We start from the raw sequence: 22403 nt of genomic DNA, 5'->3' as shown, positions 1-22403 counted from the left end.
GTAATACTGGTATAGGGGGAGAGGTTTGGGTGCGAAACTAGGCAGTCGCTAATCAATCATCAATCATCAATCATCAATCATCAATCATCAATACAAGGCTACTTTATTTCCCGTCGGGAAAGATAAATTTGTCCATCATTTTGACGATTTTACCGATTTCTGGTTTCGTAATGGTATCCGTGGCGCCTACCGCTAGGGCTTTAGCGCGATTATCGTCGCTCATCAATGAAGAAAACATAACAATGGGAATTTCTTTGTACGAATCACTCTCACGTAGACGCTTAATTAAGTGCATACCATCCATTCTTGGCATCTCTACATCGGTGACCACCGCATTAACCATGTCACTCACTTCTGCCTTTTCTTCCTTAGACATTTTTTGGATTTCCATCAATTTCTCGTGCGCTTCCCCACCATCTTTACACGACAAAATATTGTAACCTGCCGACGATAGGGTTTCTTGGATCATAGCCCGGATAAAGGCGGAATCATCCACGACCATCACCGTTTTACCATTGCGTTTTTCCACCATTTTTTGGTCGAGATCGACGGTTCTGTCTACAGAAATATCGTATTTACCCATGCTCAATTCTGGGTTGATATCAGCTATGATTTTCTCGAAGTCCAGAATCATTATTAAATTTTCGCCTTTACGTACCACCGCAACCACACAGTCTTGCTCACCCGCTTCCAAAAATTGGCTCGGTGACTCCACATCTTTCCAAGAAATCCGGTGGATACGGCTGATGCTGTCTATCAAGAAACCGTTGGTCATCTTGTTAAAGTCCGTCACTATCACAAATTTCTTGTCAATCTCTTGCGACGTAGGCACACCTAACCATCCGGCAAGGTCAACAAGCGGAGTAAGAATATCTCGAGAGGAAAAGACCCCGACCATATGCGGCTGAGCGTTGGGATAGTCTGTTGTCTCAGGCACTTGAATCACTTCGCGCACTTTGGCCACATTGATACCATAGTAACAATGTTTAACCGTCCCATCTGGAAGTAGTTTGTTTAAATGAAACTCTATGATTTCTAGCTCATTTGTACCACTTTCCGTCAATATAGCGTTACTTGTTGTATTCATATTCTGTTCGTCTTGTTACCGATACTTGTTGAGGATCGCTTGGTACTCGGTTATGCCCTGGCGGCTTGGGTCGCTTTTCAGCTTATCAATCGCGCGTTGTAACTTGTGGACCAAGGTAATATCTACATTTTTATTAAAAGCGTAGTACAGTTCTCCCTGTTGGAGTATGTAGAGAGCCTCAAAGTCTGAAGTATTATAGCCAGATTTGTCTAACCACCAGCGCGCAACGTTTTCTTCATAAGCCCAGAGATCGATTCTTCCTGTCTTTAATTGCCTCGCCAAAAACTGCGCGTCATCGTGTGGATGAAGTTTACTGGGTGACACGCCGAGCTCCATCATCAATTGATGACCCACGTCATCTTGTATCACCCCGATACGATATCGTGAAAAATCTTCTGGCCGATGAATGTCTATTCGATTGCTTTTCGATGCTAGTACAACAATTTTTGTGCTGCTAATCGGCCCAACCCAATGAAATAAATGCTCTCGAGAAGGCGTGCGAGTGGTAGAAAAAACCACGGTACCATCTTGCACCAATGCGGAACGGTAAGCATTCGACCAAGGCAGCACCAGCACACTGGACTCCTTGATAGGCTCGCCTGCCACTTGAGACGCGCGGAGTAAAAGGTCAACGGCAATCCCGGTGAGCTTGCTCCCTTCACGATAATTATAAGGTGGGTAGTCTTCTGTCAGAAAATTTAATGAGCTCAAAGAAGGAGATCGAGCTGAAAGTACGCTGCACGAAAACATCGCTAACACGCACCCCGTTAAAACTTGCCACCACCTAAACATGCTTCACTCCATTCGTATCGATAAAAAGTATCAACAAAGAATATTGATAAAAACATCACTAATAATGTAGATGGTGAACAAAAACTCGTCTAGCTTTCGTGCGTCTACTTTCCTACCTATTTCGCCAATATCAAAAGTTCTAAAAATACAGACTGTCAATGGTAAGAGATTGATCACACAAGTTTTAGGTTAATTTGCACCAAAATAACGCAATATTAGGGTGCACTATGGCTGAGTAAAAAACATCAAGTGATACGGAGGCCCACAATGAAACGCGATGTATTTGGTATATGTTTGTCACAAACAGTACTCTCGGAACACCTTGCTACGACCTTTACCCACGTTAGGGTCTACCGAAAGCATGATGTCAACCAAGAGCTTAAAGTCGTGAACGCCTACCCTCAAATGTCGGGAAAAGAGTTGATGACAACAATGAGTGGAGCGCGTGAGAAAGCTCTGCATTGGCGTGCGGAGCACTATTGCCCGTCACGGAAAAGCTAGAGCGCGTCTACATTAACGGCCGAGCTTACGAATAACAGACCGCTATAGAAAGAAGAGTGCCAAAGTATGGTGCTCTTTTTTGCGTTTAACTCTGGAATATAGCCCAGATAACACTATCCTTTTTACAGTCGTTTTATTTTAGATTGAGTACCTTAACTAAATTAAACGCAATAGCCTAAAACAATATGCACAAAACAATCGTATGTACCTAACAATCCTATATACGAAACAATAAGATAAGACAAACAAAACATAGTAGGCGGCGTAATAATGCAAACCATCCATGAACAAAAGCCAGTGGTTCTTGTTGTCGATGATATACCGGATAATATTCACACATTATCAGGTATCCTCTCGGGTGAGTTTCAAATCAAAGCCGCTACCAATGGTGCCAAAGCCATCCAAATCGCGTGTTCCAAGCCCAAACCCCATATTATTTTGCTCGATATCATGATGCCAGGCATGGATGGTTACGAAGTCTGCAACGTTCTAAAAACAAACCCTCTCACCTCTGATATCCCGATTATCTTCGTCACCGCTAAAGCCGAAACCGTAGACGAACAGAAAGGGTTTGAACTTGGCGCAGTCGACTACATCACCAAACCCGTCAGCCCACCTATCGTTAAAGCGAGAGTGCAAACTCATATCTCCCTTTATGATCAAAACCTCACGTTAGCTGTGAAGGTAAAACAACGCACGGAACAACTGGAAAGCAGCCGACTACAAATTATCCAGCGCCTAGGGCGAGCCGCCGAGTTTAAAGATAATGAAACTGGCATGCACGTTATCCGAATGAGTCATTATTCTCGTATTTTGGCAGAGCAACTCAATGTGAGTAAACGTTGGGTCGACTTACTGTTTCACGCCTCTCCCATGCACGACGTCGGCAAGATAGGTATCCCAGACAGGATATTAGGTAAACCCGGTAAACTCGACGACGAAGAATGGGACGTCATGCAGAAACATGTACAGATTGGTGGTGAGATCATCGGTGAGAGCGATTCATTACTCCTGCAAATGGCTCGGGAAATCGCGTTATATCATCATGAAAAATGGGATGGCAGCGGCTACCCACAGGGATGTGCCGGGGAAGAAATCCCCTTAAGTGCAAGAATTGTCGCGATCGCCGATGTTTTCGACGCGCTAACCAGCACTCGTCCGTATAAAGAGGCTTGGCCGATAGAAAAAGCCATTGCTCAACTGGAACAAGATGCTGGTAGCCATTTCGACCCAAATTTAGTGCCAATTTTTGTAAGCAAACTCAATGACATTGTCGACGTCAAAGAGTCTTTTAAAGATATAACCTAATGGTCATGGAGCAGGTATGGGGCAAGTTAAGAACTATGCGCTAGACTCGAAAAGAATACTGATAGGCTTCGTTATCGCCGCCATGCTATTAGTGCTCGCGGGCGGTATTGGTTGGTATAGCCTGAACAAACGTTTCGATGCCATCGAAGATTATGCCCACCATGCACAAATCCTCTCAACGTTAGACCAAATAAAACAACTGGAACAAAAATACTTAAGGCTACCGAACAGACAAGTTGCTCGCCAATTAGCCCATCAACTGCGACAAGCACAGATCCTTACTTCTGGCGTGCACGTCCAGCACCTCCCCCAATTGAATCCATTTATCCAAGAATATAAACGTCAATTTGAGACATACGCTTTCCTTAATCAGCAAGTCAACACCACTCGGCTTTCCATGTCTCAAGCTGCTGATCTACTGTCCAAAGTTATCGAGTCTATACAGTTTGAGCATGAGCAACATATCGAACAAAACCTGCAAAGAATCGACTTACTTAGACAGCGGCTCGACAACATCACAGATCAGACTATCGATAGTCATCGAATTATCGAACATGTTTCAAGTGCACAGAATGATGCCCACGCTTTAACTAAAAAAAATAACAAGCAAGCCTTTACTCGATTACAGTTTGAACTTGCCAATATCAATAGCTTAATCTCAACCTTAAAGCCCTCATTAAGAGAAAAAGATAACCAAGATAAACTGCAAATCGTACACAATGCTTTCAATCGTTATCTCACATCCGTTGCACAGCTCAGAAACCTATCCAACTTATCGCCAGCACTGAAAAAAACGGTAATAAAAAACGCAGACAGTGCCGCGGCGGAGCTTTCACGTGCCGCCAATTCTTTAAAAAACGCATTTCAGGCACAAATGAGTGGCTATCAAAGAGAGCTATCCAATACACAGGCAACGATTGGTCAGCGGTTAGCGGTCGGTACCAGACTTTTATCGTTGCATTCTTCGGTAAGCTCCGCACAGCAACTAGACAGAGACTATTCAATGGCTCTTTCGGGGGAGCAGCAACAGCAACTGGCTCAATCCGTGGAGCTGCATCTACTTAATGCACTGAGTGTATTAAAAGACCTTGAAAAGCGTTTTTCTGCCACCCACAGCTCATCCAACTTAGACATTATTGCCGACAAGACGCAGCAGTACTTGAGCTTGTTTGGCACTCTAGTACATCAGCGCACCTTAGCAAGCTCCCAGTTGATACAATTAAACGCCACTTACAACGGCATAGACGCGATAATCCGCCCAGTGTTCATCAAACAGCTTAACATGGTGGAGAACTCCGGCAATATCGTCAGCTACTTAGCCATCGGAGGGTGTATCTTTGTCCTTACTCTACTTCTGCTTGGGCTACTCGCGCATAAATCTTATGCAGCACTAGAAAGGTTCACCACCAAATTAGCGGTCGCTAAAGATGAAGCGCACAACGCAAACCAAGCGAAATCAGATTTTTTGGCCAACATGAGTCACGAGATCCGAACGCCGATGAACGCGATTATCGGCATGAGTTATTTGGCGTTAAAGACCGAACTTACCAAGTCACAACGTAACTACATTCAGAAGGTTAAGCTGTCGGCCGACAGCTTGCTCGGTCTTATTAACGATATTCTCGATTTTTCTAAAATAGAGGCCGGTAAACTCGATATTGAAAAAGTCGATTTTCAACTGGCTAACGTGTTAGATAACATTTCCAACCTCGTGGGTTTGCGCGCATCGGAGCGAGGGTTAGAGCTGCTCATTCATGTCGAGAGAAATGTGCCAACGGCCTTAATAGGCGATCCATTAAGGCTCGGGCAAATTCTGATAAACCTTGCCAATAACGCAGTAAAATTCACTGAGAAAGGTGAAGTCAAAATACGCATCTCCGTTGAACGTCGCTCGGGTGAACACGTAACGCTTAAATTCGCGGTCTCTGATAGCGGTATTGGTATGTCACCGGAACAAAAAAGCAAACTCTTCCATAAGTTTACGCAAGCGGATTCTTCTACCACTCGAAAATATGGCGGCACTGGCCTCGGCCTATCAATCAGTAAAGAGTTATGTCATTTGATGGGCGGCGACATTCAGGTAGAAAGCACCCTAAACGATGGGTCTACCTTCTCCTTCACAGCACAGCTGAAAATTAGCCAAACTTTAGCAGAAGACCGATATGTCACTCCCTCTGAACTGGCTCAGCTTAATATTTTAGTGGTCGACGATAACGCCAGTGCCCGTGAAATTGTGACCGATATTCTTGAATCACTCACGTTTACCGTAACCTCAGTACCGAGTGTTGATGATGCATTGTTGGAAATGCAGCGCGCAATGAACCTCGGCGCTCCTTACGATCTGATCATCACCGATTGGCAAATGCCGAAAAGCGATGGCATTGACTTAGTTGAAGCCATTAGTCGGATGCCGAATATCGTTGAGCCACCGAAAGTTATCATGCTCACCGCTTACGCTCGTGAAGAGTTGATTGAGGCGGTATCACAGAGAGCCCTTCCAGTCCCACCTATACTGGATAAACCGGTCAGCGCATCGCAATTATTTGACGCCATTATCGGTTTATATGGCCTCAAACCTCCACATGTCAGCCGTAGTGACATTGAACAGCAGCATCAACTCGCTAACGTGCAGCGACTCGCTGGGGCTCAGATTTTATTGGTCGAAGATAATGAAATTAACCAGGAACTGGCGACTGAATTACTTGAAGGGCAACAAATACATGTGACGATCGCTGAGAACGGCCATGTTGCCCTCGACCTGTATAAGCATCATGATTTCGACGGAATATTGATGGATTGCCAAATGCCTATCATGGATGGCTATGAAGCCACTCAGTTCATTCGTACTGAGCTCGACGATCAAAATATTCCCATCATCGCTATGACGGCGAATGTGATGGAGAGAGACAAAGAAAAAGCGAAACAGTCAGGAATGAACGACATCATTGCTAAGCCAATTGATGTCGGAAGTATGTTCACCACACTGGCCAAATGGATTCAACCCAAAAACCCACAAGCACCTATGACTTACACAAAAGCTAAACACGGTGCTCTGCCCGATATTTACGGCCTTGACCTCGAAGCTGGCCTTACTCGTTCGAGCGGCAATACCGAGTTGTATTTAAAACTTTTACGTCGATTTGCACTGAATTACAAAAACAAAGCAAAAAATGAAGCTGAGCTTACCAACACCAATATGGATGAGAGTAAACGCTGGGTTCATACCTTAAAAGGCGTATCGGGTAACATAGGTGCGGTAGAGTTACATAATTCTTGTATCGATCATGAGTTATCTCCAGACAAGGCTGACCTTCAACATAGCCTGCTCGATCAGCTGGCTCATATTACATCGGACATCCACCAACACCTCAAGCAGCCTTTGGAAACCCACCAAGAGCTTCCTACTGAGTTAAAAAGTGCTCTTTATGATGACAATGTATACCAATCGCTAGAAAGCCTGATCCGCCAAAGTGACACCCATGCACTAGCTATGTTAGAAAACGTCGCGGCACCAGAAATTATTGGCTTGACCAAATCTGAGTTCACCCAGCTCAGCAGTGCATTGGAAGAGTTCGACTTTGATTTAGCTCTAAGCCTCATCGCCAAAGGGAAACAGCCTTAACGCGGGCTCCTAGAATCCAAAACAAGATCAACGCCGCTGCACCGTTGTAGGAAGGGGATACGAGAACAGGTAGCTTAAAGCTTAAGCGTTACCTTACTTACCATTCGCTTCTAAAGCAGACAACACAACCATTGTTTTGGCATGGCTATTAATCGGCGATTGCGTTAGACCATTGGCAACGCAATCAGCAAAATGGGTAAATTCATATTGAAAGCCACCTCCGACATCACTGCGATTATCTAGAGTTACTTTCCCTTGAGAATTTTCGATCTCGATATACTTGGGGTTCCACCATTTTCCATGGATCTTAATCCTAGAATCCGTTGATGTAATGGAAGCCGACCGCTGGTAATCATCGACGATGGAGCTACGTAACACACCAGCAACTGGCTTACTCAACACAAAATCGGTTCTCTCATCCACCAAAGACGCTTGATTCACCGTTGACTCGAACCTGTGAAGTTCGAGCTCATCGTAGTTCTTGATCTCCAGCAGATCGACGTACAGCCAAAGCAAATAACAGCCAACATCATATTTCGCCCCACCATATAAGGTTTTATCAAACAAATGCCATTGGTCGTCAAAGGGATGATAATTGCCAAAACACGCGTTGATGTTAGTAATACTCTCAGAGTTTTGATTGAGATGCTGTTTAAGCTGGCGGTAAGCCGGAAATAGAGGAAACTTCATCGCTTCCATAAGAAAACATTGGTTTTGATGTGCGACCTCCACCAAGTCTTGCCACTGCTGAACGGATATAACCGCCGGCTTCTCAACCATGACATGCTTGCCATAGGATAAAAACAGCTTGGCTATCTGATAATGCGTGGGATGAATGGTTGCAATATAAACAGCATCAATAGCGTCGCTTTTCGCCATCTGTTCATAATCGGAGTAAACGCGGTCGGCACCATATTGTTGTGCGAATTTTTTTGCTTTGTCAGCGGAGCGAGAAGCCACACACGTAAGCACACCGTTTTCCACATAACGAAAATCTGCAGCGACTCTATGAGCAATGTTGCCCAGCCCTGCGATACCCCATCTCAACATTTTCTTCGTTCACCTTTCAGGATATTTAATGGGGCGTTACGATACGGGAAAAGCTATTGAGGGAATAACAAGTCGCGCCAATAAATGTGACATCAAACGCTTTAACAGGTTACTCCTTGCTTACAGGCTACATTGAACGCTTTATGCCGCTTGGCAATTTCAGCTAGCGTTCCATCACGGCTCATTTCGCTCAGCACCTTGTCCACTTTATCAAAACTCTGATTAAGATCACTTTTTCGCGATATCGCTGCCCGTAAGGATTTAAGATTGTCTAGATATCCGTAGAAAACGAATCGATCAGATAGTACGTCTTGGTTCTGTGGGATAACGTAATTGTGCGTGGCAATAATATCCACTCGCCCTGTAACCAACATCTCGACTAGCTGCCGATCTGTGTTGACAAGAGACGTCTCGACTTCTCCGTCTGAAATAGCTTGTGAGAGTTCAACGCTCAAATCGAAGTCGCGACGCATGCCAAGCGTTTTGCCAAATAGGTCGCTGACTTGCGTGTAATTGAAAAAACGATCTTGTTTTCCGTAAATAATATTGCGAAACGAGAACAAAGGTGCAGAAAGGAAATGAAAAGATTCATCGATCTGGTTAGTAGAAATGCTCGGCTTGGTAGAAACGCTCGGCTTAGTATAAGTAAGTGGCATCACCATATCATATACGCCGGATTTCAATTTTTGTAACGCATGCTTAATCGGTAATATATGGATTTCAATAGGACGGCCTAATCGATCGCTCAACACTTCAGAAACATCGACCAGCATTCCTTTCCCCACCCCATGCTCTTGATAGCAGAACGGTTTTGTTTTATCCACGCAGACTATTTTAATGACGGATGCATGGGAAGCAAAAGAGTTGAGAACTAAGCAAAAGAAACTTAACCAGAGGTACTTTGTTGACGTCATGCCAATTAATGCTCATAAATTGATGATGATTTTAGTATAGGCACCGTTACAGTGCCTTGCTCTCGCCAATATTTGGAATCGATGACACTAGGGCCGACTAAATCGACGTCACTCCATTCGGCTTCACACCAATCGCGTTGATCCACTCGCGGCCGTCAAAACGAAATGGCTCTGGAACTCCAGCTTCCTCGCCACCCACGAATTGGCAAGACTCAGTCGCAAACCCTGCTTGATCCAACAGCCATTCCACTGTTTCCAAATCCATCAACATCACCTCATTTGGCACGCCCTTTCTGATTACTGTACTATCACAATATTGCGCCTTGTCCGCTACGTAGCCAGCAAACACTTTCTTCTGAGCGAGCGCTTGCTGATAGTCTGGAATGAAGCCAGTGATCGGCTTGTGATATGGCGTATAGTTAACAATAAAAACTTTCCCACCGGGTTTGATCCAACGAGCCAGTTTTTGGAAGCCTTCGACTAATTGATGTTCACTTAAGAATGACAACACATGAGAGATCATCACGCCAGACAGGCTATTAGGCTCGAAGTCTAGCTCCTCAGGAAAGCGTCCTTGTTGCAAAGTCAGCTGCTTACGACACTCCTCAGGAGTACGTGTATACAGTTCATCTAAGTGAGATTGCTCAATATCAGCGGCAATAACCTGTGCCCCCTGCAATAAACACGGCAGAGTTGTCACACCAAACGCGCAGCCAATATCCAGTAAAGGCGCATCCTGATTTTGAGACGAAAAATCAACGAACTGCTCGCCAAAAGGCGTTAATGGATGCATAAAGCCAAATTTATTATGTGTCGCTTCCAATCCAAACTCACCGTACATATGTTTTATTCCCTATAGATATATTAAATCGCACCAATGCCTTCACCTTCAATAAAATTAGGTACTGTTATTTATACAATCCCGAGCAATCGACGCGGAAGATGTTATCTAGGTGTAAAACATTTATAAATATAGTGAATAAGTATTTGTGATCCATGTAGAACTTCATGACAAAAACATCAGTAAACTAAGGAAGAATGAGCATTTCCCCCCTTCCAAAGCTCCAGTTTTCGGCCGAATTGAACTCAATCACCACCATGACATCGTCAGGCGCAATATCCGCAGTTACTGCCAAGCATTCAGATAAAACACGGTAGAATCGGCGCTTTTGTTGCTGGCTTCTTGGTTTTCCCGCCACAATATTGATCAAGACATAATCATGAGTTCTAGTGCCTGTTTGATAATGGCCATCGTATATCAAATGTCCTATGGGACACTGTTCGATAATCTGAAACCTATCATCAACTGGAACATCAAACTCATCGACCATCACTTGATGCAGTGTATCTGCGATCGTCTTAATCTCGTCTGCTGAACGGCCTTGGTTAATTACAATTCGTGATAAAGGCATACTTCCTCTTAAACGTGAATTAATTGAATAAGTGATTGTGGGAGAAAGTGAATATTTATAAAATCAAAAGCTTTTGATCATACCATCCATTAAAACAGGACAATTTATGAAACGGCCTCCAACATTAGACTTAGAGGCACTGCGTAGCTTCATCATCGGTCATGAACTTGGCAGCTTTGCCCTTGCCGCCGAGACATTAAGCCGCTCGACTTCCGCAGTTAGCGCCCAATTAAAAAAACTTGAACAGCAATGTAACACTCAGCTTTTAAGCAAAAGTGGACGAGGTTTGCAACTCACCCAAGATGGAGAGGTATTACTCAGTTACGCTAGGCGTTTACTAACATTAAATGACGAAGCATTTCAAACGCTCAACCCCACACAATGCCACTCCATTCGATTAGGTGTGCAAGAAGATTTCAGCGAATACTTGCTGCCAAAAACACTGAGACACTTTTCTAGTCACTACCCCGAGACGCAGATTTGTACTCAAACAGGGCGAAACAAAGAGCTAACTGATGCGATTTCGGATGATCAATTAGATTTGGCTCTGTGTTGGTATGACTCAGACAACATGCCGAATCAACACCCTTTCGCAAACCAAGCACTTGAGTGGATTGGTCATTCCGAATTTAATGTGGACAAATATTTAAAATCAGGGCGCGCACTGCCGATAGTCGCGATGGAAACCCCCTGCTACGTACGGAAAATGATGCTTGCAGCCCTCGATAAAGCCGGAATTTCATGGACACTAACCGTGACGAGTCGCGACCTTGCAGGTATTTGGGCAGCCGTCAACGCTGGACTTGGTATTACTGCACGAGCCAGTTTTTCAGTACCGCATTCACTTGCAACAATCGAATCACCAGCATTTCCCAGCTTACCTGCTCTCAGTGTCACATTATTAGAATCACAAATTCGAAGCTCAGAAATGCTTTCATGCTTATCTAGTATTTTGCAAAAGCAGACAAGAGATTTAGTTATAGTGCGTTAGCGCACTCTGCAACGACAAAAATGCAAGCTAGGTTACATTCCTGAGACTATTACTTTGCTATCTTCCTACGCTTATTTTATGTATCCAAAACTTCGTCATTAAATTGACATGTTGCACCCATAACATCGCCTCATGTTGCCTAAACGCTCCCTACATAATAGTGGGCTAATTATGAGGCCATAAAAAATAAGAATTTAAGGATTAGTCATGTCTCCATTGATCGTCGGCCACCGTGGTTCTTCTGGCACTCACCCAGAAAACACCAAAGCAAGTATCTTAGCCGCAGTAAACTCAAAGATTCACTGGGTGGAAGTTGATGTCCAAATGACAAAAGATGGGCAACTGGTGATTACGCACGATTTCACCGTTGAGCGATGCAGCAATGGCAATGGGCGTGTCGACGATCATACCTTTGAAGAGCTCTCAAAGTTAGACTTTGGTGCCTGGTTTGGCCCTGATTTTCAAGGAGAGCCTATATTAAGCTTTGAAGATCTGCTCATATTAGCAGAGCAGCAAAACCTTGGGATCAACTTAGAAATTAAAACCGATAACCAAAAAATGGAATACATCGAACTATTGGTGAGCACTGTGCTCAGCAAGTTGGCAGGCACATCAATCGATAAGCAACAAATCGTCTTGTCTAGCTTCAGTCATCAAGTAATGCGCTCCCTTCACCAGCATAACAAAGGGTACAAATTGGGTGTAATTAGTAAACGCTTATCAGCTAAGCACTGGCAATTACTTGAAGAAATTTCAGCGTTTAGTTGTCACCTCTACTATCGCTGGACCAGTACTCAGCATATCGACAAATTACATCAAGCAGGCTATCAAGTATGGTGCTACACCGTCAATAGCCCAAAGCATTTCAAGCACTGGCAAAAAGTGGACGCGATATTTAGCGATTTTCCACAGCGATTTATCTGACCGTCATACTCATCGGATCATATAATACATAATAATATCAACGGCCGTTTGCACCCACTGAAAGGGCTCCGTTGCAAAGTTTATCGGGAGTCTGATTTTTCGGGTAGTTTGTAGGCTAGAAGCTAAATTGACTTTCGATTAGGCGCACCTCCCCTAAATGCTCGACTATACACCCAAAATTTGAACTGGCCTTTGCGAAACATCCGCGTCACTTCAATCCTTTGATGGTGGCAAAAAGGAATATATCGGAAAACGCGATGCAACGTTACAAGGCAATTATTGGGCCCAACTTAAACCGCACTGGTTTTGGCAATCAACAGCAGATAATGATGCTAGGCGCATCGATATTAAATCGATTTACTCACCTTGGGATGCCCGATAACTACCGAGTAACTTAATGACGTCAAAAGACCGAGGCCATTGAGTAGTGCAACAAAGCCCTGACCTACGAGAGATCTGATCGCTAGGAACGGGAAAGTTCAGTTATTTAGGAAATATATGGACGCACCTCAGTATGCAATGACTAATTGAAACATTGCCGACCCTCGGCTATACATAACGATTAATCCACACGTTATGTATAGCCGAAAGGAAATCTGCCATGAGACTGTTACTTTCCACCATACTGCTTTTGTTTTCTTCAGCTTCATCAGCTGAGCAGTTAATCATTCATACCGAAGAATACTCGCCATTGAGCTTTACCGAAAATGGCCAAATCAAAGGCATTGCAACAGAGCAAGTCGTGCTTATAATGAGCAAAGCTAACATCGATTATGTGATGAAAGTGTACCCTTGGGCTAGAGCGTACAAAACAACAGAAACCAATAAGAACACATGCGTATTCACTACATCCAATACCCCTGAAAGAGCCAACCTCTTCAAGTGGGTCGAGCCCCTATCCCTCAACACTTCTGTGTTGGTCAAACTAAAAAGTAGTAACATTACGCTCTCGTCACTGGACGAAGCAAAAAAATACAAGATAGGTATCCAAAACCAAGACGTAGCGGGCGTGTATTTAAAAGATCATGGTTTCACTCAGTTGGATTCGGCGAATGATGCAGATAAATCTATCAAAAAACTCAAAGCCAATCGTGTTGACATGGTCGCTATGGCAGAATCTAGACTCATTGCCATGGTAAATGACGGTCAGCCCGTGGAAAAAGCTATAGATATCTTTGCAATTAAAATGGGATTGGCGTGCAATAAATCGGTAAAGGATGAAACCATAGTAAAACTTCAATTCCAGTTAGACCAACTAATTGCGGATGGGACTCAAAAGAAGATCATGGAAAAATATCAGTCGAAGAAATAGCGGTGGTAAAGTAACGCTAGCCCTCACACAACTCTAGATTAAGTGCATTAAGACGGACACAACGCCATCGATCGGCTACCTTCATATCTATATGAAATCAAACGTGCTTTCGCACTCGATAACACTAGTTCTTATTTTCCTAGATATTTCTCCACGATGCTACCGATTGTGCCGTCAGTTGTCATTTTCTCAGTAGCCTTCTTCAGGTTATTGATCGCTTTTTGATCGGTAAATTTAGCTGAGATATACAACAAATTTTTTTGCGAGTTCACCACATAAGGCTGGCCAAAATCCTTTCGTTCTAGTCCAAGGTTTTTGATATGAAAATACACCCCAAGATCCACACCGATAAACGCATGAATCCTTCCCGCATTGAGCATTCTTACTGCTTGTTTATAATCTTTAATTGAAACCAAACTCATATCCTTAACCAAATCTGAGTCAAGGAAGTTCGAACTTCGGATCACACCGACTTTTTTCCCCGACAGTTCGGTCAAGCCTTTCACGTTTATGCCTTTCTTACCGATCGCTATCGTACTCATCAAAAACACAGGTATCAAAGGTATCGCTTTTCCGTCTAAACTGGTGTTATAGAGCATTATAGAAAGATCCGCTTTGCCACTTTTCAATTCATGCACTGCTCGCCCATAGGGCTTAAGTGTATTGATATAAGGCATATTCGCTCTCTTGGCGATTTCATTGGCGATTTCATACGCGACACCTTTCGCCTTTCCATTTTCTTTATAGCCTGCTGGAGCCAAAGCCATCGTCACGATTCGTAGCGTCTCCCCTATTGTTACAGGGGAAAAACCAACTATACATATCGCTGTAATCAGCGTGACAAAGTAACGCATCGTTTGCCTCGTTTACTAATATACGCACCTCAAGCTTAGGCAACCCGCCTATGTTCAGCAATAATCGCGTTGATTTACCATAACGAAGACACCATTAGATCATGCTCCTATCGTCAATTGCCTAAATACTTTTCTAAAATTTCGTCTATTTCTCCAGTTGATTTCAGCTCATGTGCAGCAGTGACAAGACGTTTAATTTGTTTCTTATCAGCAAAATGGTTCGACAGATATAGATAAGTTTGGGAGGATGAGACTATATAAGGCTGGCTAAATTCACTTCGCTTCATCCCTAATAGTTTCATACTCGAATACAAGCCCAAATCACTGCCAACCAAAACATCAAACCTGTTAGCCTTTAGCATCTTTAAGCCCTGTTTAAAATCGGTGATAGGAATGAGCTCCTTCGCATCATCAAGTATCTGTTGTGCCATAAATCTGGAGCCACGAATAAAACCTACTGATTTCCCTAGCAGATCTCTCGCTTCAATGATTGAGCTTCCGCGATTCGCTATCAACACTATTTTGAGGCTTACAATCGGAGCAATCGTCTTCGCTTTGCCTTCCAAGTTAGGGTTATAGCCAAAAATAGATGCGTCGGATTTGCCGTTTTTTAGATCGTTAACCACTCGCCCATAGGGCTTTATCGTATTCACATAGGAAAAACCAGCTCGCTGAGCAATTCGGTTAGCGATGTCATAAAAAAGCCCCTTGGAGATACCATTTTCTTTATAACCAACAGGTACCAGCGCCACTGTTGCAATGCGCAGCGGTTTCTCTTCTGAATCGGCTATCACGGAGAAAGGTAAGCTAAAGATGACGACGGTGACACTGACCGCCCACCAGAACGCTCGCATCATGAATTGTCCTTATAAACAGGTGACACTATGTATAGCGTAGACAATGCATGGTGAATCTAAAATGTTTGGGAACAAGGGCTTTAATTTTTCAGAAAAAAAAACCCTTGTCCTTATCGCCAAAAAATCAGAGAAAAGACAGAGGGGGTCAATCGTTGACTTACAGCTCAGCGTCTGTTTGATTTGCAGGCTCTGCTTGTACAAATGCAGGATGCTGCTGCAATGTTTCCGATATGCAGGAAACTGTCGGGAAAGGTGTCATATCTATATTGAATCGTAGCGCATTGTAGACCTGTGGAATCAAACACACGTCCACCAAGGAGAGACTGTCGCCAACACAATAAATACCCGATGAGGCGACCAGCTTTTTCTCTAACGCGCAAAAGCCCTTTTCAACCCAATGACGATACCAAGTGGCTTTTTCCTCGTCGCTGACTTGAATCTGGTTAGAGAGATACTGCAACACTCTTAGGTTATTAAGTGGATGAATATCGACAGCGATATCTTGGGCTAACGACTTAACCAAATAACGATCTGAACCCGAGCGAGGCGTTAATGGATCGCCTGTGTAGTTCTCATCCAAATAATCGATGATGGATAACGATTGGTTTAATTGAATCTTACCATCATCGAATACGGGGACTAACTCGCTTGAATTCAGCTCAGCGAATTCAACACTGTGCTGCTCACCACCATTTTTTACCAAGTGAATTGGGATCGACTGATAGTCGATCCCTTTCAAATTTAACGCGATTCTCACTCGATACGCAGCGGAAGAGCGCCAATATTCATACAGTTTAACCTTTGTCATGATATTCCCTGCTTAGGCATTCACGCCACTCGTGATCACTGAATATACTGAACAATTTTTTGATCAATCGCACCGAAGATAGATTGCCCATTTTGATCACACATCTCAATTTTGATTCGGTCGCCGAACTGCATAAAACGGGTACTCGGCTTACCATCACGTATCGTCTCAATCATTCTTACTTCTGCAATACAAGAATAACCGACGCCACCTTCTGAAATGGCAGTGCCATACTGGGTACCCTGCTTATTCGATACGGTACCAGAGCCAATAATCGCTCCTGATGATAATGGCCGAGTTTTGGCAGCATGAACAATCAGCTCGGAAAAATCAAACGTCATATCCACACCCGCGTTTGGGCAACCAAACTGCTCGTTATTATAAGTAGAGAGTAGTGGCAAGTGGACTTTACTATCTTGCCAAGCATCGCCAAGCTCATCCGGCGTGACTGCGACAGGGGAAAATACAGAGGAAGGTTTAGACTGGAAAAAACCAAAACCTTTACCTAGCTCACCAGGAATCAAACCTCGAAGTGAAACGTCATTCACCAGCATCAACAAGCGCACTGATTTTTCTGCTTCTTTAAGGGAAGCGCCCATAGCGACATCACCGGTCACCACCGCGACTTCACCTTCAAAATCTATTCCCCACTCAGTGCTCGCCATTGGGATTTCATCGCGCGGCCCAAGAAATGCATCTGAGCCACCTTGATACATGAGTGGATCTGTCCAGAAACTGGCAGGCACTTCAGCTCCGCGCGCTTTGCGTACTAACTCCACATGGTTGACATACGCTGAACCGTCAGCCCATTGATACGCACGTGGCAACGGAGACTCACAGTTATTGGTATCAAATGGTATTTCATCAACTAAAGTGCCTGAATTTAATGCGATATAAACTTCATGTAGGCGAGGCTCAAACTGTGCCCAGTCGTCTAATACACTTTGCAAGGTCGCGGCGATCTCTGGTACGGCGACACAGCGGCGCAAATCTTTGCTTACTACGACCAACTGGCCATCACGTCGATTGTTTTTTAACGTGGCTAACTTCATTACCTATTCCTCTTACCATGTTTTTTCGCAACCAGCAATAAGTGACATTGTCACTTATTGCTGTGTAAAATCACTTCCAGCTATATACGTATTGCGGGTTTTCGACTTGTTTCGCTTCATCTGAAAACGATAAAGCGTTACGAGTATCGATCATCACCGCCACTTCATCGGTGAACTTTTTCTTGTGTTCACGCCCAGCTTGAAACGCTTTAGGATGTGGCCCATGAGTGAAACCAGCGGGGTGGAAAGTCACCATCCCAGCTTCAATATTGTCACGACTAAAAAAGTCGCCCGCATGATAAAACAACACTTCGTCGTAATCGTCGTTGTTGTGATAAAAAGGCACTTTTAGTGCACCGGGATCGCTTTCGATTGGCCGAGGAACAAAAGTACATACCACAAAGCCATCTCCGACAAATGTGGTGTGTGCGGACGGAGGTAAATGATAACGATGCGACATCAACGGGCGTATATCTCGCCAATTAAGCTTCACGACAGATAAATCACCATGCCAACCAATCGCATCCAACGGGTTATACGGATAAGTCAGTACATTGATCTGATCACCGCGTTTCATGTGCACTTGAGTCGGATTCTCTGAATACTGAGCTTGAAACTTATCGTTAATCGACGGCACCTCTAGAACGGCTGGATCAAAAATCGCGTGATTGCCCACTATCCCTTTTTCTGGTAGCGAGTAACTAGCGTTAGTATTTTCAATCATCAACACGAAAAGAGGTTCATGGCACTCTACTCGCCAATTAGTCGATCGGGGAATCAACACATAATCCCCTTCGCTTACCGCCAATTGGCCATAGTCGCAATAAATGTCTGCCGAACCTTGGTGAATAAAGAGCAACTCATCGCCATCTGCATTGCGCACCAAAAAATCCATACTTTGGTCAAGTTTCCAAATGCGGATTTTGCAGTCTGCATTGTGCAGTAAATGCGGTACAGTCCAAGGCGACAATTGCGCCGCAGTTTCCACTAAATTGAAGTTAAATGCGCGCGGTCTCAATTCACCTTCCCACTCACTCCACCCTGTGGGTGCGTGCTGATGATGAAAATGCGCTGCAGGCCCGAAAAAGCCTGAACGTCCCGCTTCACGTTCATAAATCGCACCTTCAGGGAAATCCGCGTGAGCTTGCTTCGAACAAACCCCCTCTCGGTGCGGAAAGGACAGGTTTTTATGCATCGTCGAGCACTCCGCGTCGAATTTGATCTTCCTCGATAGATTCAAACAAAGCTTTGAAGTTTCCTTCACCGAAGCCTTCATTGCCTTTACGCTGAATAATTTCAAAAAAGACAGGGCCAATCACCGTTTGAGTGAAGATCTGAAGCAAAATGCCATCTTTTTCCGGCGCACCGTCAATCAAAATACGTAAATCACGCAGATCTGATAGGCTTTCGTTGTGACCTTCGACACGAGTATTTACTTTTTCATAGTAGGTATCCGGTGTTGGCATAAAGTCCATACCGCGTTCACGCAACGTTTTCACCGTGGTATAAATGTCATCTGTGGCTAAAGCAATGTGCTGAATACCTTCACCATTGTATTCACGGATGAATTCTTCAATCTGTGATTTTTCATCTGAAGATTCGTTGATTGGAATACGAATTTTTCCGCACGGCGCTGTCATCGCTCGGCTTACTAGGCCCGTTAGCTTGCCTTCAATATCGAAGTAGCGGATTTCCCTGAAGTTACCAATACGCTCATAGAATCCTGACCACTTGTCCATGTGGCCGCGTGAAACATTGTGGGTCAAGTGATCAATTTCGTATAAGCCAACCGCCATATCACGTAGCCTTTGATCAGCATCAGAATAAAAATCGAAGTCAACATCATAGATGTTCTGGCTACCATAACGATCGACAAAATACAGTAGGCTCCCACCAATACCGTAAATAGCGGGAATGCTTAACTCCATCGGACCAATTTCAGTCACATACTGTTGACTACCGTTAGCCAGAGCATGATCTAACGCGTGGGCTGCGTCTTGTACTCTAAATGCCATCCCACACACCGATGGGCCATGAACTTTGGCAAACTCTTCCGCTTGACTGTGAGGCTGAGCATTCACAATGAAGCTGATATCTCCTTGGCGATATAGCCATGCATCTTTAGAACGATGTTTCGCAATTTCCGCAAAACCTAACGATACGAATAGCTTCTTCAGCTCTTGGATACCTTCTTCATTTGCGGCGGTATATTCAACAAATTCAAAACCATCTGTCCCTAGTGGATTCACTGAATCGAGTGAATGAGATAACTTGGTCATGCCCTACTCCTTTTGTCACATTATGGGTTTGTTGTTTTAATTCTCCTTTTAATATGGAACTTAGGTGTTTGAATTTACAGTGGTTAGAAAAAATGAGAATCAATACCAACAACAACAAATCTGTAACTATTTGGTTACAGATAAATAACCTATAGTTTTGTGGTTATCATCAGTTTTACTAATAAATAGCTTAACTTGTTGTTTATTTGTCTAAAAATGGCTGATGAAAGACCTTCATAACTCCAAACGTGATTGTATTGTATGGAACGGCTACCCATTCATGTGAAACAAATGTTTTACACTGCCTCCCGACATCGACTTTGAGTGTACTGGATATCACCGCCATGAAATCCTTTTCAAAAAACAGAGCATTAATCCATCATTAAAAATTTTTCTATTTAAGGACACCTATGGTTCAAGACATGTTACAGGTGTAAACGATTTCATTTCTTATGCTGTAGAACTATTTGCATCTAGCGCTTGACAGCCTTCCCTTGCATTTAGTCACCACTTCTTCTGCGTCGATTTCGTTCTAAAACTTCTCAACCGAACAACAGATTAGCGAGAAATTGCGTCTCAATCGGCCAAAATAATCATTCACTACAATTATGCATTTATTTGACGAGTATCATGCTACTAACTAAATTTAAACATGTAGATGCATAAGAATGTTGATGAAGTGCAATCAAGCACCCACCTAGTATCCAACGTCAGGAGCTAAAAATGGACAATCCTATCCTTTTTTATGAACCGTTCGAATCACACGGTTTTTTGTCGAATTTTTATCCTGCAAACATAAAAATATCAGGAACGACTTGGCCTACAAGTGAACACTACTATCAAGCCCAAAAGTTTTCGAACGCGATCATTCGCCAAGAAATATTGAGTGCGAAAACTCCAGATATAGCCTTTGCGTTGAGCAGAAAATATCAGGAGCACTCTCGGCCAGATTGGAACGATGTTCGCGTCAATATTATGGAATCTATCATCAAAGAAAAATTTGCCCAGAATCCCCAACTAGGATATCGCCTAATCAACACTGGTAATACCGAACTCAAAGAGCATTCTCATAAAGATGCGTTTTGGGGGGATGGAGGCAATGGTAAAGGAAATAATGTCCTAGGGAGAATACTGATGGATGTACGGAATACGTTACAGAAAACCAAGCCATATAACTTAGTCAGCTTCATTGATGCGGCCAAGTTACCGACTCAGTGGGGAACGTTTCAAATGAATGCGTTTATCGAACACGCAACTCAAAAGGAACACCTCGCGCTCGTCTATGGCGATCTTGATACCGTTGAAGCTCCATTGATCAGGCTTCATTCTGAGTGTTTGACCGGTGATGCACTGTTTAGTGCTCGATGTGACTGTGGTTTCCAACTATCGAAGGCGCTGCAGAATATTGTTGATGAAGGGGCTGGGGTCCTGCTTTATCTGCGTCAGGAAGGGCGAGGTATCGGTTTGTCCAACAAAGTAAGGGCTTATCATCTGCAAGACCAAGGCGCTGATACGGTGCAAGCTAATGAACAGCTAGGGTTTGCCGCCGACATGCGCAACTATGAGTTCTGCCAAGGTATTTTAGGTTATCTAGGCATCGATGCCGTTCGCCTTATGACTAACAACCCTAGAAAGATGAAAGCTCTGAAAAAAGCCAATATTAACGTGATTGAGCGAGTGCCACTACAAGAAGGGAACAATCCCCACAATCAAAACTATTTACAGACTAAAGCGACGAAATTAGGCCATATGTTTGATGCCACCTTTATCAATGCAAAACAATAAGTTTATATAAAACAATCAGTGTATATAGAGAAAGTAAGATTGGAACAAGATAACCAAGCAACTGGTTCGGTTATCTTGTTTTCTACTTTCTCTCTATTATTTAATGCTAGATATATTTGCTAATGATATTGTCTAAGTCACCCGAGGCTTTTAGCTCTGCCAGTCTTTGATTAATATAAGACTGCAAAGTGGGATCCATATTCTTATCAAACGCTAAGTAAATTTTATAGTCTGGAATCACCTGGCTAAATGCTTGGATGCTGTAATTTCTACTATTTAACGCTAACTTGTCGAGGTTATATTTCACACGTGAAGACATTTCAATGAAAGCCGTATCTCCTGGAGTTCGTGCCACCACCTTAAATGCCGATTTGTAGTTTTTTACTCTAATTTCTTCAACTTCCCCCGACGAAATGTAAGGCGCTAACTGCGGATAATCGAAACCATGCAACAGCACAACACCTTTACCATTCAGTGACTGCATTCCTTCAAATTCAAACTCACCCGTTTTGCTCATTACCAAGGCGTGCCTAACCGTATAAATTGGGAGCTCTGATAAATTTTCCGCTTGGACACTCCCCCAATCCGGGCTGCCGTAAGTTATCCAGTTTCTTTCTCCACCAGATTCAAGAATGCTGATCATCCGATTGAACGGATACGTATGATACGCGATGTCATAGTCCCCTTTCTCGAATATAGCATTCACCACATCTGTAACAATGCCGGAATGATTTTTCGCTTTCTCTTCGATTTGAAATGGTTGTGCCTGTTTAGAAATGACGTAATAATTGATAGTTTGCGCTGATGCTATTGAACTAACAGATAATAGTATCCATACCATGAATCCTCTAGATA

General features: G+C 43.6%; 21 protein-coding genes. 8 read left to right on the top strand and 13 right to left on the bottom strand.

All coding sequences use genetic code 11. The annotated features are described in order from the left end of the window. Window positions 1–103 precede the first annotated feature (103 nt). The gene (locus L4C34_RS05585) at window positions 104–1087 is read right to left on the bottom strand and encodes a chemotaxis protein CheV (RefSeq protein WP_428788363.1); all 984 of its coding nucleotides are present in this window, start codon (window positions 1085–1087) and stop codon (window positions 104–106) included. A gap of 15 nt (window positions 1088–1102) precedes the next feature. Next, window positions 1103–1879, bottom strand: a complete 777-nt coding sequence (locus tag L4C34_RS05580) for a substrate-binding periplasmic protein (RefSeq protein WP_428788362.1) — start codon at window positions 1877–1879, stop codon at window positions 1103–1105. Between the two features lie 267 nt (window positions 1880–2146). Between L4C34_RS05580 and L4C34_RS05575 the strand changes: the two genes are divergently transcribed. From L4C34_RS05575 to L4C34_RS05565, 3 genes are all read left to right on the top strand, one after another. Beyond that, window positions 2147–2380 (top strand): hypothetical protein, encoded by a 234-nt coding sequence (locus L4C34_RS05575; RefSeq protein WP_428788361.1) that lies wholly within the window; start codon window positions 2147–2149, stop codon window positions 2378–2380. Between the two features lie 270 nt (window positions 2381–2650). Beyond that, on the top strand, window positions 2651–3688 hold the full coding sequence (locus tag L4C34_RS05570; RefSeq protein ID WP_428788360.1) for an HD domain-containing phosphohydrolase: 1038 nt from the start codon (window positions 2651–2653) through the stop codon (window positions 3686–3688). A gap of 16 nt (window positions 3689–3704) precedes the next feature. Then, window positions 3705–7310 carry a response regulator gene (locus tag L4C34_RS05565; protein WP_428788359.1) on the top strand — a complete coding sequence of 1202 codons (3606 nt, stop codon included), beginning with the start codon at window positions 3705–3707 and terminating at the stop codon, window positions 7308–7310. A gap of 93 nt (window positions 7311–7403) precedes the next feature. On the opposite strand, the gene L4C34_RS05560 is transcribed toward L4C34_RS05565, so the two are convergent. The 4 genes from L4C34_RS05560 to L4C34_RS05545 form a co-directional block, all read right to left on the bottom strand. Next, a complete protein-coding gene (locus L4C34_RS05560) occupies window positions 7404–8360 on the bottom strand; it encodes a Gfo/Idh/MocA family protein (protein ID WP_428788358.1) in 957 nt (318 codons plus the stop codon). Between the two features lie 101 nt (window positions 8361–8461). After that, entirely contained in the window at window positions 8462–9184 is a 723-nt protein-coding gene (locus L4C34_RS05555) for a substrate-binding periplasmic protein (protein ID WP_428788357.1), read from the bottom strand. A gap of 187 nt (window positions 9185–9371) precedes the next feature. Then, window positions 9372–10115, bottom strand: coding sequence for a methyltransferase domain-containing protein (locus tag L4C34_RS05550; RefSeq protein ID WP_428788356.1), 744 nt, complete (start codon window positions 10113–10115; stop codon window positions 9372–9374). A gap of 187 nt (window positions 10116–10302) precedes the next feature. Then, entirely contained in the window at window positions 10303–10686 is a 384-nt protein-coding gene (locus L4C34_RS05545) for a tautomerase family protein (protein WP_428788355.1), read from the bottom strand. 106 nt (window positions 10687–10792) lie between these two features. Here L4C34_RS05545 and L4C34_RS05540 point away from each other — a divergent pair, with 106 nt between their 5' ends. From L4C34_RS05540 to L4C34_RS05525, 4 genes are all read left to right on the top strand, one after another. Then, the gene (locus L4C34_RS05540) at window positions 10793–11677 is read left to right on the top strand and encodes a LysR substrate-binding domain-containing protein (protein WP_428788354.1); all 885 of its coding nucleotides are present in this window, start codon (window positions 10793–10795) and stop codon (window positions 11675–11677) included. 207 nt (window positions 11678–11884) lie between these two features. Continuing rightward, the gene (locus tag L4C34_RS05535; RefSeq protein WP_428788353.1) at window positions 11885–12601 is read left to right on the top strand and encodes a glycerophosphodiester phosphodiesterase family protein; all 717 of its coding nucleotides are present in this window, start codon (window positions 11885–11887) and stop codon (window positions 12599–12601) included. A gap of 257 nt (window positions 12602–12858) precedes the next feature. Next, window positions 12859–12999: a hypothetical protein gene (locus L4C34_RS05530; protein WP_428788352.1), complete on the top strand. Its 141-nt coding sequence runs from the start codon at window positions 12859–12861 to the stop codon at window positions 12997–12999. A 203-nt stretch (window positions 13000–13202) separates the two neighbouring features. After that, complete coding sequence (locus L4C34_RS05525) at window positions 13203–13913, top strand: substrate-binding periplasmic protein (RefSeq protein WP_428788351.1); 711 nt, start codon at window positions 13203–13205, stop codon at window positions 13911–13913. Window positions 13914–14044: 131 nt separating this feature from the next. Here the strand turns inward: L4C34_RS05525 and L4C34_RS05520 are convergent, their stop codons facing one another. From L4C34_RS05520 to hppD, 6 genes are all read right to left on the bottom strand, one after another. Next, on the bottom strand, window positions 14045–14767 hold the full coding sequence (locus L4C34_RS05520; RefSeq protein WP_428788350.1) for a substrate-binding periplasmic protein: 723 nt from the start codon (window positions 14765–14767) through the stop codon (window positions 14045–14047). A gap of 113 nt (window positions 14768–14880) precedes the next feature. Then, window positions 14881–15624, bottom strand: a complete 744-nt coding sequence (locus L4C34_RS05515; RefSeq protein WP_428788349.1) for a substrate-binding periplasmic protein — start codon at window positions 15622–15624, stop codon at window positions 14881–14883. A gap of 157 nt (window positions 15625–15781) precedes the next feature. After that, window positions 15782–16432: a maleylacetoacetate isomerase gene (maiA, locus tag L4C34_RS05510; protein ID WP_428788348.1), complete on the bottom strand. Its 651-nt coding sequence runs from the start codon at window positions 16430–16432 to the stop codon at window positions 15782–15784. 35 nt (window positions 16433–16467) lie between these two features. Continuing rightward, window positions 16468–17484: a fumarylacetoacetate hydrolase family protein gene (locus tag L4C34_RS05505; protein ID WP_428788347.1), complete on the bottom strand. Its 1017-nt coding sequence runs from the start codon at window positions 17482–17484 to the stop codon at window positions 16468–16470. A 70-nt stretch (window positions 17485–17554) separates the two neighbouring features. Continuing rightward, window positions 17555–18679, bottom strand: a complete 1125-nt coding sequence (locus tag L4C34_RS05500) for a homogentisate 1,2-dioxygenase (protein ID WP_428788346.1) — start codon at window positions 18677–18679, stop codon at window positions 17555–17557. Further along, window positions 18672–19763, bottom strand: a complete 1092-nt coding sequence (hppD, locus tag L4C34_RS05495) for a 4-hydroxyphenylpyruvate dioxygenase (protein ID WP_428788345.1) — start codon at window positions 19761–19763, stop codon at window positions 18672–18674. The genes L4C34_RS05500 and hppD overlap by 8 nt, the downstream gene beginning before the upstream one ends. 723 nt (window positions 19764–20486) lie before the next feature. On the opposite strand from hppD, the gene ribA reads away from it, so the two are divergent. Continuing rightward, window positions 20487–21548 carry a GTP cyclohydrolase II gene (gene ribA, locus L4C34_RS05490; RefSeq protein WP_428788344.1) on the top strand — a complete coding sequence of 354 codons (1062 nt, stop codon included), beginning with the start codon at window positions 20487–20489 and terminating at the stop codon, window positions 21546–21548. 106 nt (window positions 21549–21654) lie between these two features. Here ribA and L4C34_RS05485 read toward each other — a convergent pair whose 3' ends face one another. After that, on the bottom strand, window positions 21655–22389 hold the full coding sequence (locus L4C34_RS05485; RefSeq protein ID WP_428788343.1) for a substrate-binding periplasmic protein: 735 nt from the start codon (window positions 22387–22389) through the stop codon (window positions 21655–21657). Between the last annotated feature and the right edge of the window lie 14 nt (window positions 22390–22403).

Origin of the sequence: Vibrio profundum, from assembly GCF_050337555.1 — a bacterium.
GTDB classification, from domain to species: domain Bacteria; phylum Pseudomonadota; class Gammaproteobacteria; order Enterobacterales; family Vibrionaceae; genus Vibrio; species Vibrio profundum.
Note: the sequence above shows the minus strand (reverse complement) of the source record. Positions and strands in the feature narration are given on the sequence as shown.

Bases quoted from the DNA above. Each gene is read 5' to 3' on its own strand.
- L4C34_RS05525 (WP_428788351.1), top strand. From the start codon at position 13,203: ATGAGACTGTTACTTTCCACCATACTGCTTTTGTTTTCTTCAGCTTCA.
- L4C34_RS05580 (WP_428788362.1), bottom strand. From the start codon at position 1,879: ATGTTTAGGTGGTGGCAAGTTTTAACGGGGTGCGTGTTAGCGATGTTT.
- L4C34_RS05565 (WP_428788359.1), top strand. From the start codon at position 3,705: ATGGGGCAAGTTAAGAACTATGCGCTAGACTCGAAAAGAATACTGATA.
- L4C34_RS05575 (WP_428788361.1), top strand. From the start codon at position 2,147: ATGAAACGCGATGTATTTGGTATATGTTTGTCACAAACAGTACTCTCG.
- L4C34_RS05570 (WP_428788360.1), top strand. From the start codon at position 2,651: ATGCAAACCATCCATGAACAAAAGCCAGTGGTTCTTGTTGTCGATGAT.
- L4C34_RS05485 (WP_428788343.1), bottom strand. From the start codon at position 22,389: ATGGTATGGATACTATTATCTGTTAGTTCAATAGCATCAGCGCAAACT.
- L4C34_RS05530 (WP_428788352.1), top strand. From the start codon at position 12,859: ATGCAACGTTACAAGGCAATTATTGGGCCCAACTTAAACCGCACTGGT.
- L4C34_RS05535 (WP_428788353.1), top strand. From the start codon at position 11,885: ATGTCTCCATTGATCGTCGGCCACCGTGGTTCTTCTGGCACTCACCCA.
- L4C34_RS05585 (WP_428788363.1), bottom strand. From the start codon at position 1,087: ATGAATACAACAAGTAACGCTATATTGACGGAAAGTGGTACAAATGAG.
- hppD (WP_428788345.1), bottom strand. From the start codon at position 19,763: ATGACCAAGTTATCTCATTCACTCGATTCAGTGAATCCACTAGGGACA.
- L4C34_RS05560 (WP_428788358.1), bottom strand. From the start codon at position 8,360: ATGTTGAGATGGGGTATCGCAGGGCTGGGCAACATTGCTCATAGAGTC.
- L4C34_RS05515 (WP_428788349.1), bottom strand. From the start codon at position 15,624: ATGATGCGAGCGTTCTGGTGGGCGGTCAGTGTCACCGTCGTCATCTTT.
- L4C34_RS05540 (WP_428788354.1), top strand. From the start codon at position 10,793: ATGAAACGGCCTCCAACATTAGACTTAGAGGCACTGCGTAGCTTCATC.
- ribA (WP_428788344.1), top strand. From the start codon at position 20,487: ATGGACAATCCTATCCTTTTTTATGAACCGTTCGAATCACACGGTTTT.
- maiA (WP_428788348.1), bottom strand. From the start codon at position 16,432: ATGACAAAGGTTAAACTGTATGAATATTGGCGCTCTTCCGCTGCGTAT.
- L4C34_RS05520 (WP_428788350.1), bottom strand. From the start codon at position 14,767: ATGCGTTACTTTGTCACGCTGATTACAGCGATATGTATAGTTGGTTTT.
- L4C34_RS05550 (WP_428788356.1), bottom strand. From the start codon at position 10,115: ATGTACGGTGAGTTTGGATTGGAAGCGACACATAATAAATTTGGCTTT.
- L4C34_RS05545 (WP_428788355.1), bottom strand. From the start codon at position 10,686: ATGCCTTTATCACGAATTGTAATTAACCAAGGCCGTTCAGCAGACGAG.
- L4C34_RS05500 (WP_428788346.1), bottom strand. From the start codon at position 18,679: ATGCATAAAAACCTGTCCTTTCCGCACCGAGAGGGGGTTTGTTCGAAG.
- L4C34_RS05505 (WP_428788347.1), bottom strand. From the start codon at position 17,484: ATGAAGTTAGCCACGTTAAAAAACAATCGACGTGATGGCCAGTTGGTC.